15 protein-coding genes are annotated in these 14,286 nt (G+C 42.9%); 12 read left to right on the plus strand and 3 right to left on the minus strand.

The genetic code is table 11. The features are described from left to right. Nucleotides 1–266 precede the first annotated feature (266 nt). Nucleotides 267–677: a hypothetical protein gene (locus R7041_RS05260; protein ID WP_064369330.1), complete on the plus strand. Its 411-nt coding sequence runs from the start codon at nucleotides 267–269 to the stop codon at nucleotides 675–677. A 114-nt stretch (nucleotides 678–791) separates the two neighbouring features. Here the strand turns inward: R7041_RS05260 and R7041_RS05265 are convergent, their stop codons facing one another. Continuing rightward, a complete protein-coding gene (locus tag R7041_RS05265) occupies nucleotides 792–1,928 on the minus strand; it encodes a multidrug effflux MFS transporter (RefSeq protein WP_064369329.1) in 1,137 nt (378 codons plus the stop codon). Nucleotides 1,929–2,027: 99 nt separating this feature from the next. On the opposite strand from R7041_RS05265, the gene R7041_RS05270 reads away from it, so the two are divergent. After that, a complete protein-coding gene (locus R7041_RS05270; protein ID WP_017820362.1) occupies nucleotides 2,028–2,801 on the plus strand; it encodes an AraC family transcriptional regulator in 774 nt (257 codons plus the stop codon). Nucleotides 2,802–2,891: 90 nt separating this feature from the next. On the opposite strand, the gene R7041_RS05275 is transcribed toward R7041_RS05270, so the two are convergent. Then, a complete protein-coding gene (locus R7041_RS05275; RefSeq protein ID WP_005373334.1) occupies nucleotides 2,892–3,800 on the minus strand; it encodes a LysR family transcriptional regulator in 909 nt (302 codons plus the stop codon). A gap of 135 nt (nucleotides 3,801–3,935) precedes the next feature. Between R7041_RS05275 and R7041_RS05280 the strand changes: the two genes are divergently transcribed. From R7041_RS05280 to mnhG, 9 genes are all read left to right on the plus strand, one after another. Further along, nucleotides 3,936–4,655 carry an SDR family oxidoreductase gene (locus tag R7041_RS05280; RefSeq protein WP_005373333.1) on the plus strand — a complete coding sequence of 240 codons (720 nt, stop codon included), beginning with the start codon at nucleotides 3,936–3,938 and terminating at the stop codon, nucleotides 4,653–4,655. A gap of 393 nt (nucleotides 4,656–5,048) precedes the next feature. Further along, a complete protein-coding gene (locus tag R7041_RS05285) occupies nucleotides 5,049–5,984 on the plus strand; it encodes a universal stress protein (RefSeq protein WP_005373330.1) in 936 nt (311 codons plus the stop codon). A 109-nt stretch (nucleotides 5,985–6,093) separates the two neighbouring features. Then, nucleotides 6,094–6,285 carry a hypothetical protein gene (locus tag R7041_RS05290; RefSeq protein ID WP_206949697.1) on the plus strand — a complete coding sequence of 64 codons (192 nt, stop codon included), beginning with the start codon at nucleotides 6,094–6,096 and terminating at the stop codon, nucleotides 6,283–6,285. A 164-nt stretch (nucleotides 6,286–6,449) separates the two neighbouring features. After that, a complete protein-coding gene (gene mbhE / locus R7041_RS05295; RefSeq protein WP_206949698.1) occupies nucleotides 6,450–9,119 on the plus strand; it encodes a hydrogen gas-evolving membrane-bound hydrogenase subunit E in 2,670 nt (889 codons plus the stop codon). Further along, nucleotides 9,119–9,472 carry a Na+/H+ antiporter subunit C gene (locus R7041_RS05300; RefSeq protein WP_064369328.1) on the plus strand — a complete coding sequence of 118 codons (354 nt, stop codon included), beginning with the start codon at nucleotides 9,119–9,121 and terminating at the stop codon, nucleotides 9,470–9,472. The genes mbhE and R7041_RS05300 overlap by 1 nt, the downstream gene beginning before the upstream one ends. Beyond that, complete coding sequence (locus R7041_RS05305) at nucleotides 9,469–10,965, plus strand: Na+/H+ antiporter subunit D (RefSeq protein ID WP_064369327.1); 1,497 nt, start codon at nucleotides 9,469–9,471, stop codon at nucleotides 10,963–10,965. The genes R7041_RS05300 and R7041_RS05305 overlap by 4 nt, the downstream gene beginning before the upstream one ends. Then, on the plus strand, nucleotides 10,962–11,438 hold the full coding sequence (locus R7041_RS05310; protein ID WP_005373320.1) for a Na+/H+ antiporter subunit E: 477 nt from the start codon (nucleotides 10,962–10,964) through the stop codon (nucleotides 11,436–11,438). The genes R7041_RS05305 and R7041_RS05310 overlap by 4 nt, the downstream gene beginning before the upstream one ends. Then, nucleotides 11,431–11,709: a cation:proton antiporter gene (locus R7041_RS05315; RefSeq protein ID WP_005373317.1), complete on the plus strand. Its 279-nt coding sequence runs from the start codon at nucleotides 11,431–11,433 to the stop codon at nucleotides 11,707–11,709. The genes R7041_RS05310 and R7041_RS05315 overlap by 8 nt, the downstream gene beginning before the upstream one ends. Continuing rightward, nucleotides 11,709–12,002, plus strand: a complete 294-nt coding sequence (gene mnhG, locus R7041_RS05320) for a monovalent cation/H(+) antiporter subunit G (RefSeq protein ID WP_318114700.1) — start codon at nucleotides 11,709–11,711, stop codon at nucleotides 12,000–12,002. The genes R7041_RS05315 and mnhG overlap by 1 nt, the downstream gene beginning before the upstream one ends. A 19-nt stretch (nucleotides 12,003–12,021) precedes the next feature. Here mnhG and R7041_RS05325 read toward each other — a convergent pair whose 3' ends face one another. Beyond that, nucleotides 12,022–12,729: a GntR family transcriptional regulator gene (locus R7041_RS05325; protein ID WP_053349219.1), complete on the minus strand. Its 708-nt coding sequence runs from the start codon at nucleotides 12,727–12,729 to the stop codon at nucleotides 12,022–12,024. A gap of 180 nt (nucleotides 12,730–12,909) precedes the next feature. Between R7041_RS05325 and R7041_RS05330 the strand changes: the two genes are divergently transcribed. After that, the gene (locus R7041_RS05330; RefSeq protein WP_005373308.1) at nucleotides 12,910–14,238 is read left to right on the plus strand and encodes a 6-phospho-alpha-glucosidase; all 1,329 of its coding nucleotides are present in this window, start codon (nucleotides 12,910–12,912) and stop codon (nucleotides 14,236–14,238) included. The last annotated feature ends 48 nt before the right edge of the window (nucleotides 14,239–14,286 follow it).

A 14,286-nucleotide genomic window follows, 5' to 3' on the forward strand; every position in this document is an offset into this window, starting at 1 on the left:
GCTACGACGATTGATGGGCGTAACCGCTCAGATCGTAGCTTCTTGATTTAGTTCCATCGAATTACGCAACAAAGCCCCGGTGAGAGCCTAAATAAAATTCATTGTAATAAAAAGTTAGCTTTTCTAGAAAATCTACTCGAGACGTTTGGATAAGAAATGTTCAGATAAAAAGCGCCGAAAGGCGCTTTTTATTTTCTTTAAAATAAAGTATGGTCTCCCTCCTTTTAAAATGGTAAGTGTTGAATAATTCAACAGTGGTTAGGTAAATGAATAAAATAACTAAACTCGCTTTGGCTTTGTCCGTATTGACATCTGTTGTTGGGTGTCAACTGGTCTCAAATACGCCGATGCAATCGACAGCAACGAAGGAAATAATTGAAAAAGCAAAGACAGAGTTTGATGGACAACGTTTTTATAAGTTGAATGAATATGATGAAGAAATCAACGTTTCAGATGACGGGGTCATTACCTTCAAGTCTTACTTACCACGCAGCGGCGGCTATGAATGGGTACCAATTGTTATACGCGATACTAGTTTTCGTGTTTCTTGCGATTATTTCAGTGAATATGTTGAAGCTGGAATGGTTGTTCAGGTTCAGTTTGTAGGTAAACGCGGGCGCATTGAAAATTACGACAATCAACGTTGTGAAGAGTTTGGCGAGCCAACATGGCAATAAGATCTATGGATAATTAAAGCGCCGACAGGCGCTTTTTATTTACGTTTTAGTTAACCGTTAGAAAAGATGTAGACCAATCTTCGGAAGATTAGGCAAGCAATGCGTAGTATCTGGTCACAAGTTGGTATGAACTTGCCTTTTAGAAAACGCTAATAAAATCGCTAAACAGCTACATGCTAATAGAACGACACCTAAGTTTTGTGCTGTTCCAGCCATCGCTAATCCCGTCCCGATCATGATGTAGTACATGAGCCCAAATAAAGCGCCTGCGCTACCTACCTGTTGTTTATAATCAACGAGTGCGTCACTGAGTATATTGGGTATCGCAATCCCATAAGACATGACGACTAACACCATTGGAGCAACAAACCAGATTGATTGGCTCAGAATCAACACACCGACTGATCCCAAACTAAGCAATACTGCTGAGAGCCAAAGTAGTTGGCTTTTTCGAACATTTTTAGACACTAGGGATTTGTTTAAATAACTCCCAAGCAGAGTGCCTAATCCCAGTACCATGCCACTGTATCCAAATTGTTCGGAGTTATACCCAAGTGCTGAGAAAGTAAATGCGCCAAGCTGGTAATAAGAAAATAGAGCAATGTTATACAAAGCAACCAGTAATCCTGAGCGCCAAATTCGCGCGTCTCTTACCATTTTCCAGCTAAGTTGATGCAACCGCACTGGTGTCTGTTCCTTCTGTGTTTCAGGAAGCTTAATAACGTTATAAGCGAGCAATACTAACGCGATTAAAAACAAGGCAAAAAACACATAACGGTATCCACCAAGCGCTGTAAGCTGCCCGCCTAATAGCATGCCAACTACCGGGCTGATTGATATACCCATCCCCATTAAGCTAAAGACTTTACTCAGTTCTTGACCGTCAAACGCGTCACGAAGCATGGTCTGTGTGACAACGGATCCTACCGCGATACCAAATGCGCTTAGGGCTCGCGCGGCCATGACAACAGCAAAGCTTTCGGTTTGAGTTGCGAGTAAAGATGCGCAGCCATAGATAAAGAGCCCAATAAGCATGGTGGGCCTTCTTCCCAGTTTATCTGCGAGAACTCCCCAAACTACAACGCCAATGGCAAAAGCTAGGAAGTAAATCGACAATGTTTGGGCTGCTTGTGCGTGGTTTACATCAAATGATAGAGCGATTGAGCTCAACGCTGGGCTATAGATGGTTTCTACAATTTGCGGAAACATCAACATAACCAGCATGAGCCATAAAGAGGGCTTAGTATTCATATTGTTACCCATCGTTAATGAAGTTGGCGGGCAGTATAAATGAGGCTATGATTGATCTAATAACAACATAAAAACCAAATACATCAATATTCGGACAAAATGGCGCTTATTAACGAAAAAACACAATTTGATGCAGACAAGATTACTAATTATGTAGTGGGAATTGCTGCGGATATTGGCAAGCACGACTCAGGTATGCATATGCACAAGAAAGGGCAGTTATTGTACGCACCTCAAGGTTGTATGAGTTTTGCTCTGGAAGACTCGATTTGTATTTTGCCACCGACAAAGGCGGTTTGGATCCCACCTAATACGCCGCATCGTGCACTAATGACGAATGTGGTGGCGTATCGATCTTTGTATTTTGATTGTGAGGAGTTTGCCTGTCCGAGTAAGATCGCGATGATAGAAGTGAATAATTTACTCCAAGCTCTTATTGATAAAATGTCATTTTGGGAGTGGGATAAGCCTAGCAGCGAGATGGTAAATACGACGGCGCTTTTTTGGGAGGAGTTTTATGCTGCGAAACGTTATTCGTTTCAGTTGCCTTTGCCATCGCATCGGCGCTTAACAACGTTTCGTCGAGAGTTGGTTGAACCTTCATTTCTAGCTCCTTCGCTTACTACTCTTGCAAGCAAAGTTGGGGCAAGCACCAAGACGGTAACACGATTATTTAAGTCGGAAACGGGTATGAATTATCAAGATTGGCGGCAACAGTGGAGGCTTTTAAAAGCAGTTGAATTGTTATCAACGGGCATGCCAGTCAGCGCAGTTGCCGATTGGCTGGAGTTTTCGTCAGACAGTGCATTTATTGCATTTTTCAAAAAGCAAACTGGACAAACACCTCTGACGTTTATGAAAACCAAGCCTTAAGAGTCAAAATGCTCACACTCTTTCTAGAACAACCCCCAGGTTCACAGGCTCAGCCTATAAAGCATACATAGACAGGTACCAACGTGCAGGTTACTTGTCTTTACTCTGCAGTTTGCGAAAGTATTGCGTGGTAAAATCAACAAAGGCTCGGATGCGTTTTGGTTGATGTCGGTCGTGATGATAAAGGAGTGAAAACTCCACACTCGGAATGCTCCAATTGGTAAACACTTCTTTTAGCTTGCCTGTCTGGAGTTCTTGTTGACAATAAAGTGCTGGCACACGGATGATGCCATTTCCCGCCAAGGCTGCTTTTATCATTACTCTGCCACTCTTACATCGTAACTGTCCACGTATCTGGTGTTCCGTTGACTGCTTTGTATTCGTGTTCTCAAATGCCCACCGTGTCACACTACCTGTCAAACAAACGTGTTTTTCTAAGTCCTTTGGATGCGAAGGATAGCCATATGTTTCTAAATAGTTTGGGCTTGCGTATGTCCCCATTTCCACATCGATCAGTTTGCGAGCGATAAAGTTGGAGTCGTCTAACTTTCCCATTCGAAAAGCGATATCGAATTCATCCGCGATTAAATCGACACGATGGCTACTAAAATCTAAGTTAATGCTCACTTGTGGGTGTTGGATTAGAAACTGAGCAACGATATCTGCGACAACGTCTTCTCCTAAATAGCCCCCCACACAGTTGATACGAATGTCACCTCTTAAGTCTTCTACATCATCAACCACTGCCATAACAGCTTGATCAATATTGTGAAGGGCAGTTTCACACTGTTTATACAGAACCTTGCCTGCTTCGGTGAGGTTCAGTGTTCGAGTGGTCCTTTGTAGCAAAGTGACACCAATCTGTTGCTCCAGATTTGTTATTTGACGTGAAACGTGTGAGCGAGAAACGCCAAGTTGCTCTGCTGCTTTCGTGAAGTTTCCTAGTTGAGCGATTAGGACGAAAGAGCGAATATCCGCAAGGTTGATGTGTGTTTGCATGATGATTTCTTCATAATTCAAAAAAGTATTGTTGCAGTATAACAACAGTGTTTCAACTAGGTCGGTATATATCAACAAACAAAGTTTTCTTAAACTTACCGCCACTGATGTAAACCGTTCGATTAAGGATTCAAAATGAAAAAGTTAATTGTTATTACAGGCGCTAGTTCAGGCATTGGTGAAGCGATTGCACGTCACTTCAGTGAACAGGGCCATGCTCTTCTTTTGTTAGCAAGACGTGTAGAACGTTTGGAAGCATTAAACTTACCAAATACGCTTTGTGAAAAGGTAGATGTGACCGACAAAGCTTCTTTTGAGGCTGCAATTGAGAAAGCTGAAGCGTTGTATGGTCCGGTAGATGCACTTGTAAATAACGCAGGCGTTATGCTTCTAGGTCAGATAGATACTCAGGAAGCATCGGAGTGGAAGCGCATGTTTGATGTGAACGTAATTGGTTTGCTCAATGGCATGCAGTCCGTCCTAGCACCTATGAAAGCACGTAACAGTGGTACGATCATTAACATCAGCTCTATCGCGGGCAAGAAAACATTCCCTGATCATGCTGCTTATTGCGGTACCAAATTTGCGGTTCATGCTATTTCTGAAAACGTACGTGAAGAAGTTGCGTCATCGAATGTTCGCGTTACGACGATTGCACCTGGTGCAGTGGAAACGGAATTACTTTCACATACAACGTCTCAAGATATTAAAGATGGTTATGACGCCTGGAAGGTGGATATGGGCGGCGTGTTGGCAGCAGACGACATTGCACGAGCAGTGCTGTTTGCTTATCAGCAACCGCAAGGTGTATGTGTTCGTGAAATTGCTTTGGCACCGACAAAACAACAACCTTAACATTGAGTTACGGCGATTTTAGGTCACTAAAGCCGTAAAACTTTGCATATCGATTCGTGATTGAGATGGCATCTTTAAACTAAGTTGCGTGAAAATTTAGGTCATCCATTTAAATCCGGACACTAAGTGTGTTATTGCTTATACCCAAGTTACTCAAGGTGAGAAAAAACTTTGAGTAATTTGGGTTTTTATTTGGTCTCAATTTTAGGTAGCGGAATTTATTTAGGTCGAAGGCGATAGTTGTGAAGAAAGGAGAGTGTGACGTAAAACAAAATGAAGCAATATCCGTCTCTTAATGAGAATTGATTTCATCAACGTCACAAGCCGTTACAATTATCCGTTAGGTATTATACTTTGTGGATGGTTAATATTTAACCAAACAAGGAGGTGTGTATGAAACGATTCGCAAACATACTTTTTGCAACACAAGGATTGCCAGGCCATAGTGACGCCCTCGAACAAGCGATGAGGATTGCATCTAGCAACAAAGTGCCTGTCTCAGGGCTAATAGCGTGTCCTGATTTCCCAACAGACATGATCCAGTATCAGCAAAGTTATGAGCAATCGCTGCAAGACTCCCTCAAACAAAGTATTCACGAATACAGACAGAAGCTGGGACTCTCTGAAGAGGATCTCGCATTTCCTCTTACTGTGAAAAGCAGTGAAAAGCCCGCTGTCTGTATTATTCAAGAAGCATTAGCTGATAACAAAGATCTCATCATCAAAGAAGCTGAACCGCTCGGTGAAGGTGCTGAGGGTTTCAAAGCTATTGATATGACTCTGTTACGAAAATGCCCTTGTCCGCTTTGGTTGCACCGACCAATTGATAAGCCAAGAGATAAGCGCCGTGTTGCTGTGGCTATCGACCCATTAACGGCAAGCGATGAACAGCACTCATTAGCCGTGCGTTTACTCGAATTATCGCGTTCGATAGCCGACACCTGCGATAGTCGTTTACACGTGATTTCTTGCTGGGAGTATTACTTAGAAAACTACCTTAATGGTAACGCTTGGATTCAAGTCGATGATGCTGAGTTGAAACATGAACTCGACAAAGCAAAAGCCGATCATAAACAAGCTCTGCAACAGCTGTTGGAGGAGTCTGGGATTACAGGTGAAATTGTGATTCACCACCTGCATGGAAAACCCGACGAAAAGATTCCAGATTACGTAGAGAGTATTGAGGTAGACGTGCTGGTAATGGGAACCTTAGCGAGAACTGGTATATCTGGCTATGTCATTGGTAATACGGCTGAAAATATTTTGCAATCGATTAACTGTAGTTTGGTCGCTCTTAAGCCCGATGGCTTTGTCTCACCGATTCAGTAATTGGGGTGTAACAAAGTTGGGTTTAAGTGATGTTTTAGGTAAAGGAGGGAGATGGATCTCTAGAACATGGAATTATCAATGTATCAATAAGTTATCAGAGGAGAGTGACATGAAAAACCTATGCCCGAAATGCCACACAGAAATGATAGAACGTTCGAATGTTTATGTTTGTCCGAGAAATGATATCGGTGACTGCACCTACGATGCATTCGAGTTAACTGATGACGATAATCCATATACATTCAGCCAAGAACACGTAAGTAGTGACCTACGTTCTTATGCCGTAGCAGACAGCAAATAGCGGTTTGTATCGGCGTTCCTCTAAGTAGCACTCAGTGATTACTGTTTGCTACTTTTCCCTTGGTTTCATGATCGTTTTTGAAGCGCTTGGGTTAAAACAATACAGTGGAGTTTGTCATTTGCGCCGAATAGGGCGTACCTTCTTATAATAACGAATGGGCTGCGATGTTGAATAACATAACGGGTAAAGAAAACCTGCCGAAAAACCTAGATAATCAGTTGGTCTTACTGATTTTCCCTGCGCTGCCAGTTTTAATCTTCTCTTTTCTCTTCTATATCTATACTCCTGCAGGCGTGAGCTGGAATGCGGAATGGATACCAAGCCTCGATATCAACCTTAGCTTTAGATTAGATGGTCTTTCATTTCTTTTTGCGGGACTGATCAGTGGGATTGGCGCACTGATTCAAATCTACGCTTTGGCTTATTTACGAGAAAGTGATAGCCGGTTTTCCTTTCATTTGTATCTAACCCTATTCATGCTTGCCATGCTAGGGATTGTGATGAGCGATAACATTCTGTTGTTATTTGTTTTCTGGGAACTCACCACCATCACTTCTTATTTACTGATCGGGTTTAATCACGAAAATAAAACGTCTCGGAAAAACGCCTTGCAGTCGCTGATTGTTACTGGTGCTGGTGGACTAGCGTTGCTAGCTGGTCTTATCTTGCTGGGAGCAATGGCAGGGAGTTATGAGCTAAATACCATTATCGAGCAGGCAGACACTATTGCGCAGCATGAATGGTTTATCCCATCTCTAGTGCTCATACTACTCGGTGCATTTACTAAATCTGCGCAATTCCCGTTTCATTTTTGGCTACCTAACGCGATGGCAGCTCCCACTCCGGTCAGTGCGTATTTACACTCGGCAACAATGGTAAAGGCAGGCATTTACCTATTAGCACGTTTATCGCCAGTTTATGCCCACAGCGAGATCTGGTTTTATGCTTTAGTCATCACTGGGAGTATCACGGCCATTTGGTGCACATTTGTCGCATTAAAACAAACTGACTTGAAGCTGATGCTAGCCTACAGCACGAATGTTGCTTTGGGTAAATTAACATTATTACTAGGTATGGGCACAGATTTGGCCGTTAGTGCAGTATTGATGTTTATTCTCGCTCACTCTTTCTATAAAGCTGCGCTGTTTATGGTGGTGGGTAATATCGACAAAGCGACAGGAACACGAGATATTGATCAATTGTACGGCCTGAAGTCAGTTCTCGTCATCAGCATGGTTGCGGGGAGTTTGGCTGCATTGTCTAAAGCGGGGTTCCCGCCGTTGTTAGGCTTTTTGAGCAAAGAATACATGTACAAGTCCGCAGTAGAGCTCAATAACAGGATCGCCTTTGTACTTTTAATCGTGAATATACTGATGGTCGCGCTAACCATTATGCTTATTGCGAGACCATTCTTTGCTCGCCGTGATCTCGCGCCGATTGAAACTAAGCCAGTTGAGACAAAAAAAGCCATGTGGATCTCGCCTTTGCTCTTGGCAGTTGGCAGCCTCCTAGTTCCGTTATTCGGTTTGAATTGGTTAGATCGCAATATTATTTTTCCGGGCTCTGCTGACATTCTGCCCACAGCAACTCTTAAAGAGACATCACTATGGCATGGCGTGAATGTACCGTTAGTGTTAAGCGTTATTACGCTAGCGTTGGGGTATGTGGTGTACCGTGTTTATCCTACTGTGTCTGCATTTTTTCAGCGGCTACATCTATTCGTCCCCAAAGCGGAGAATATTTTTGAACGACTATTAGATGTCATGATGACAGTGGCGAAGTGGCAAACGGCGCGGTTACAGCAAAAGAAATTGAGTCGCTATGTCCTATTATTTTTCACGGTACTTGCCGTTGCGTTACTGAGTCAGGTAGCGCTTATTCCTCTGCCTTTGGTTGGCGAACTTTCAAGTGTCACTTTCTATGAGATTGGTATTGCCTTATTGTTGATTGGTGCTGCGCTCGTATGTACGTTGTCCCACGCAAGACTTCTTGCGATTTCTGCGCTTGGTATGATTGGCTTCATGACCACGCTTGTTTTTATGATTTATAGCGCCCCGGACGTTGCGAAGACTTTACTGTTAGTGGAAACATTAATGGTGGTCTTTCTTGCATTGTTAATGCGTCATATGCCACGTCTAACCACCGTGCCCAAGCATTCAATAAGACGTAAAGTAGCGAATATTTGCATAGCAGGTGTGATAGGAGTTTCGGTTACTTTACTTTTGTTAGGAATCACGTCTCAGCCGATGGACTCTTCGGTGTCAGATTTCTTTGCAGAAAACAGTGTCCCGGGTGGACATGGGCGAAACATTGTTAACGTTATTCTGGTCGACTTTCGCGCATTTGATACATTGGGAGAAGTTGTCGTCGTTGTTATTGCTGGGATTGCGGCAGTGAGTTTGCTTAAGACAAGAGCGAAAAAGCAAAATCGTATCCAATCATTAATTTTTGCAACCACGGCACACATCGTTTCGGCACTCATGCTCGTATTTTCAGTGTATCTGTTGTTACGTGGTCATAATGAACCGGGTGGTGGCTTTATTGGTGCGTTGATTGCCGTTATTGGCTTATCACTTCTCATGTTCGCGGAATCACCGAAATACGTTCGTTCTAGGTTGTATTTCAAACCATTTCTCATTGCGTTATCTGGCATCGCATTGAGCTTAGTTTCTGGTGCTTTGAGCTTTGCGTTTGATAAACCGTTTTTGACCGGACTGTGGTGGAAAGACGTGATACCACTAGGGACGCCATTGGTTTTTGATGTTGGTGTTTACCTTGCCGTTATAGGTGGCGTAATGGGTATGCTGCTTCGTATTAATGAGGAGCTAGAGTGATGGAAGTAGTTTGGAGTGTTGTCGTTGGAGTATTTGTCGCAGCAGGTGTTTATTTAATGCTTGAAAAGCATATCTTGCGCCTTTTGTTCGGCATCATGTTACTCAGTAGTGCGGTTAACCTTGCTATTTTTACCGCTGGAAGGCTGACGCCCGGAGAGCCGCCATTGATTGGCGATAATGCTCTTTTACCACCAGATAGCGCGGCAAATCCTTTACCTCAAGCGCTTATCTTAACTGCGATAGTCATCGGTTTTGGACTACTTATTTTTGCTTTAATGCTGTTCTATCGAGCTTATAAAGACACTGGAACTGCAAACGTCGATGAAATGCAACGTTCTGAGGAGGGTCAATGAGTTCGATTTTGCTTACGTTACCGGTTGTTCTCTCGCTGAGTACGGCGTTGACTATCTTCTTCGTCCGTCGCTCAACAAAAAGTGTTGAGTGGTTGAGCGGTGTAAGTGCGATTTCGAACCTTTTGGTTGCGGGTTTTCTCACAGCAAACATCATAAATAATGGTATTCAAGCCGTTGCTTTTGGTCAGTGGAGTGCGCCATTTGGTATCGTGTTTGTCGCAGATTATCTCAGCGTTGCTATGGTGATGATAACGGCGGTGATTGGTGCGATATGTGTTTTCTACGCGATGGCGGACCTTCACCGAAAGCCCTCCTATAGCAATTACCATGCGTTAATGCACATGTTGCTTGCTGGCGTTTATGGCGCTTTCCTGACTGGAGATATTTTTAATCTGTATGTTTGGTTTGAGGTCATGCTCATTTCATCATTTGGTTTAATGGTGTTAGATGCAACGAAAACTCAAGTTGATGGTGCAGTAAAGTACGTGATGTTGAACCTGATTTCGACGCTGGTATTTTTGCTTGCTATCGGCTTGTTGTATGGCGCAACGGGCACCTTGAACCTGGCCGATCTCTACACCAAAGTAGGGGAAAATGAATTGAGCATCAACATGATGCTGTCCGCGCTATTTTTGTTTGCCTTTTCTATTAAAGCGGCACTCTTTCCTTTATTTGCTTGGTTGCCAGCTTCTTATCACACGTTACCAAGCGGTGTGGTGGCACTGTTTGCCGCGTTGCTTACTAAAGTCGGTGTATACGCGTTGATAAGAGTCTTTACCTTGGTATTTCCGCTCGCCGAGAGTGGTTGGCAACCGACGTTAATTTGGGTCGCAGGGCTAACCATGTTAACGGGCGTTTTAGGAGCGGCTAGCCAATTCGACATTAAGAAAATTCTTTCTTTTCATATTATTAGCCAAATAGGCTATATGATCATGGGGTTGGCTATTTACACTCCCTTAGCTTTAGCCGGTGCCATTTTCTACATTGTTCATCACATCATTGTAAAAGCGAATTTGTTCTTAATAGGTGGATTCATCGAGCGCAAATATGGCTCTAGTCAACTTGAACATTTGGGTGGGGTATACAAAGCTATGCCTTGGTTAGCGTTCTTGTTTCTTGTCCCTGCGTTTTCTCTGGCCGGTTTCCCACCGCTATCGGGTTTCTGGGGAAAGCTATTGGTCATCAAGTCGAGCATACAGGCTGAGTATTACTGGTTAGCAGGTACCGCGTTATTGGTGGGGTTGCTTACTGTCTACTCGATGACGAAAATTTGGAGTGAGGCATTTTGGAAAAAGCCATTTAGAGAGAAGCCAGAACAGACTCTGCAGGCCAAAGTACATTGGTTGTACTGCGTTCCAATTATTGTATTGACAACGTTGACGCTAATCATTGGCTTAGTGGCGGAGCCTTTTTATCAATTTTCCGTTCAAGCTGCAGAACAACTGTTAAATCCGACTGAATACATCAGAGTGGTGTTAGGAGGAAATGCATGATCTATCTATTCCTCAATTTTTTCTTAGCGTTAGCGTGGATGATGCTTAATGGCAGCTATTCGAGTCTGAATTTTGTTGTCGGATTTACGGTCGGCTTTTTTGCTTTAAGGTTGAGTCAACCATTTGGATTGAAAACGAGCTATTTTCAACGTTTTGCATCTGCATTGAAGTTATTGGTGTACTTCGCTTATGAAATGGTTATATCGGTTGCGAAAGTGGTGTGGGACGTTGTGACACCTACTCATTTGAGTCAGCCTGATATCGTTTATGTCCCTCTGGAGGTCGATTCTGATCTAGAAATCACATTACTGGCGAACATGGTTTCTTTAACACCGGGCACGCTTAGTTTGGATGTTACGGCTGATAAAAAGTATCTTATCGTTCATGCCATGTTTGCACCTGAACATGAAGAGGTTATTCGCGGAATTAAAGATGGGTTAGAGCATCGAATTTTGGAGGTGACGCGTGGATAGTTGGCTGCAAATAACGGTCACTTTTGCCTATTCTGGGCTACTACTCAGCTTTGTTATGGCTTTTGCTCGTTTAATTCTAGGACCAACGCTAGCTGATCGAGTGGTGGCGTTAGATCTGATTTCATTTATCACTATCGGATTTATTACGGTTTACACCTTAGACAGCGGTGAGGACGCTCTGTTAGATATCGCCATTACATTAGGTTTGGTTGCATTTCTCGGCACGATCGCATTTGCACGTTTGATCGTTAAAAGAAAGGAGAAAGAATAATGGACGTGTTGATTGGACTATTTTTATGCTTAGGAACATTGTTGACCTTGGTTGCAAGTCTAGGTGTCCTGAGGCTTCCTGGTTTGTATACCCGAATGCATGCAGCTACCAAAGCTGGAACTGTCGGAGTGAGCTGCTTGTTATTAGCGGTCGCTTTCTCACTCCCTGAAGTTACCGTGATCTCTCGGGTTATCGGTACGATGTTGTTTATCGTTCTCACTGCGCCAGTCGCCTCCCACCTGCTCGGCAGAGCAATGCGAGAGGTCGGATATAAGATTTGGCGCAATGATTAACCATTAGCGTCGAATAGTACTACGCCCTAGTCGAAATAAACTCGAAGCTGTATTGATGAAGTCGGAAGTAATTGACGGTATATTCAAATGCACGACCATCTTCTAGGTAACCAGTGGACTCAACTTTTAGAATAGGGGAAGCTTCTGATTCATTCAGGTATGAGGCCGTCTCTGCATCTAACAAATACGGTTTGACAGACTGACAGCTTTTCGCAATTTTCAATCCTTTGCTATTTTCAATGTACTCATATTTAGAACCATTCATTATGGCTATGCTCAAGTCTGGAAATAACATTGCTGGCATATGAGTGACTTCGTAAATTTCAGGCTCATCATTAATACATCTGAGTCTATGTATTTCATATGTATCATCATTGGGCGAGAGATTTAACTGCTTAGCAACCTGCTCATTCGGCTTTTTAAGTTCGAACTTTATGACTTGAGAGCTAGGCGTTTTCCCCTGTTTACTGACTTCCTCGATAAAACCCAGCAAATGTAAGGCATCATGTTGGGCTTTTAGATCGTTTACATAAGTTCCACTACCTCTTGTCCGACTAATTAAATTATTGTCGACCAGAATTTGTAAGCTTTTTCTGATGGTTACGCGGCTTACGGAAAACTCTTCTTGCAAATCACTCTCTTTTGGAAGCATCGATTTAGGTTGTAGTTCCCCATCTTTGATCTTTTTTTCTAATCGTTCCGCAATGTCTATGTATTTGGGTTTCATAATACCTCGCTAAGTCTTGGATCATGATAGCAAGAATGTGATCTGAGATGTAGTTAATACTTTTCCTTAGAATCTTTGTGTGATTTTTATCTCGTATCTTTGTGCTTACACTTTAAATGTATCATAAAAGTATTAATACTTATTTTATACATTTTCAGGATAAACATTTGAGGTAGCGAAATGAAACGTCAAAAATTAACGATTGTTGGTGCTGGCAGTACATACACACTTGGTATGATGAACAGCCTTATTGCCGAAAAAGATAACTTTCCACTCGCAAAAGTCGTGTTTTACGACATAGATGAGAAACGCCAAGAATCGAATGCATTAGCTACTGAAATTCTATTGCGAGAACACTATCCAGAAGTTGAAGAGTTTGTTTATACAACGGATAAATCTGTCGCATTCGCAGATTCGGACTTTTTCTTTATCCAGATCCGCACTGGTGGGTTGGCCATGCGCGAGCGCGATGAACAAATCCCGCTATCCAACTCTTGTGTTGGGCAAGAGACATGTGGCGCGGGAGGAATGGCATATGGACTTCGCTCTATCGGCGACATGATCCAGCTAGTGAACGAGATCCGACAAACGTGTCCAGATGCGTGGATTCTTAATTACACCAACCCGGCGGCAATTGTCGCTGAAGCTTTAAATCGTGAATTTCCGCATGATAAGCGAATTCTAAATATCTGTGATATGCCAGCAGCGATTATGGTCAGCTATGCGCAATTGTTAGGATGTGAAATTTGGGACTTCGTTCCTGAATATTTTGGGCTTAATCACTATGGCTGGTTTACCAAAATTCGTAACAAACAGGGTGAAGACTTAACGGACAAAATTAAAAATATCATCCTAAAAGAAGGGATCAGTGCGGTTGATGCGGAAATAGCGGATGACCCATCGTGGCAAGCCACATTCAAAAACATGAGAACAATGCTTGCTGATAATCCAGAGTTTTTGCCGAATACGTATCTTCAGTACTATTTGTACCCTGAAAAAATGGTGGCGAAAGAGGATATCAACAATACCCGCGCAAGGCAGGTAATTAACGGCCGTGAGAAACGAGTGTTCGAATTGAACGCAAGAATAATTGAAGCGGGCACCACGAAGCACGAAACACTGCATGCCGATATCCATGGTCGATACATGGTGAGAGTTGCGGCTTCGCTTGCCTACAACTTGAGCGATGTGTATCTCGTCATCGTACCGAATAATGGTGCTATTACAAATTTACAAAATGACGCCATGGTAGAAGTTCCAGCTGCGCTAACTAGTGATGGACCGAAAGCTTTTACTGTAGGAAAAATCCCAACCTTCCAAAAAGCCATGATTGAAAGCCAACTTGGTTACGAGAAATTAGTCGTGGATGCTTGGTACGAAGGAAGTCAGCAAAAGCTGATTAATGCACTCACACTTAACCGTACCGTGGTTAATGTGCCAAAAGCTAAAGAAATAACAAAACAATTACTAGAAGAAAATAAAGCCTACCTTCCTCAATTTTTTCAATAACAACTGGACGTTCGGGGCCTACTTGTAGGCTCCGTGAATGAAACAAGA

The organism is Vibrio sp. 1751 (genome assembly GCF_033339895.1).
GTDB classification, from domain to species: Bacteria; Pseudomonadota; Gammaproteobacteria; order Enterobacterales; family Vibrionaceae; genus Vibrio; species Vibrio alginolyticus.

Coding starts and splice junctions, on each gene's coding strand:
- R7041_RS05260 (WP_064369330.1), top strand. CDS start 267: ATGAATAAAATAACTAAACTCGCTTTGGCTTTGTCCGTATTGACATCT.
- R7041_RS05265 (WP_064369329.1), bottom strand. CDS start 1,928: ATGAATACTAAGCCCTCTTTATGGCTCATGCTGGTTATGTTGATGTTT.
- R7041_RS05270 (WP_017820362.1), top strand. CDS start 2,028: ATGGCGCTTATTAACGAAAAAACACAATTTGATGCAGACAAGATTACT.
- R7041_RS05275 (WP_005373334.1), bottom strand. CDS start 3,800: ATGCAAACACACATCAACCTTGCGGATATTCGCTCTTTCGTCCTAATC.
- R7041_RS05280 (WP_005373333.1), top strand. CDS start 3,936: ATGAAAAAGTTAATTGTTATTACAGGCGCTAGTTCAGGCATTGGTGAA.
- R7041_RS05285 (WP_005373330.1), top strand. CDS start 5,049: ATGAAACGATTCGCAAACATACTTTTTGCAACACAAGGATTGCCAGGC.
- R7041_RS05290 (WP_206949697.1), top strand. CDS start 6,094: ATGAAAAACCTATGCCCGAAATGCCACACAGAAATGATAGAACGTTCG.
- mbhE (WP_206949698.1), top strand. CDS start 6,450: ATGTTGAATAACATAACGGGTAAAGAAAACCTGCCGAAAAACCTAGAT.
- R7041_RS05300 (WP_064369328.1), top strand. CDS start 9,119: ATGGAAGTAGTTTGGAGTGTTGTCGTTGGAGTATTTGTCGCAGCAGGT.
- R7041_RS05305 (WP_064369327.1), top strand. CDS start 9,469: ATGAGTTCGATTTTGCTTACGTTACCGGTTGTTCTCTCGCTGAGTACG.
- R7041_RS05310 (WP_005373320.1), top strand. CDS start 10,962: ATGATCTATCTATTCCTCAATTTTTTCTTAGCGTTAGCGTGGATGATG.
- mnhG (WP_318114700.1), top strand. CDS start 11,709: ATGGACGTGTTGATTGGACTATTTTTATGCTTAGGAACATTGTTGACC.
- R7041_RS05325 (WP_053349219.1), bottom strand. CDS start 12,729: ATGAAACCCAAATACATAGACATTGCGGAACGATTAGAAAAAAAGATC.
- R7041_RS05330 (WP_005373308.1), top strand. CDS start 12,910: ATGAAACGTCAAAAATTAACGATTGTTGGTGCTGGCAGTACATACACA.